Origin of the sequence: Alkalihalophilus lindianensis (assembly GCF_032843265.1) — a bacterium.
GTDB lineage: Bacteria > Bacillota > Bacilli > Bacillales > Bacillaceae_D > Alkalihalophilus > Alkalihalophilus lindianensis.
Genome location: NZ_JAWJBA010000292.1, coordinates 1 through 274, shown reverse-complemented (window position 1 = coordinate 274; position 274 = coordinate 1). Strand labels below are relative to the sequence as shown.

The following is a 274-nucleotide window of genomic DNA, read 5'->3' as shown; positions in this document are numbered from 1 at the left end:
ACCTCAAGGAAGAAACTATTAGAAAAAATTACATTAGATGATATCAAACCATCGTCCCGCCGTTACCCATATGTTGGCTTTACACCTGAACGTGAGATTGGCAATGACTTGTTACGGGTAGAAGGCTTGACGAAAACGATTGACGGGGTAAAAGTGCTTGATAATATCAGTTTTTTTATGAATAAAGGAGACAAAATTGCCCTTGTCGGTACAAATGAAATCGCGAAAACAACCCTTTTTAAAATATTGATGGGGGAAATGGAACCTGACAGCG

Annotated in this window: 1 protein-coding gene; it reads left to right on the top strand. The window is 39.1% G+C overall.

Annotated elements, in window-relative coordinates; all coding sequences use genetic code 11:
- Window positions 1-274, top strand: a 274-nt coding sequence (locus tag RYX56_RS22310; RefSeq protein WP_317124115.1) for an ATP-binding cassette domain-containing protein, incomplete at both ends; no start/stop codon positions are given.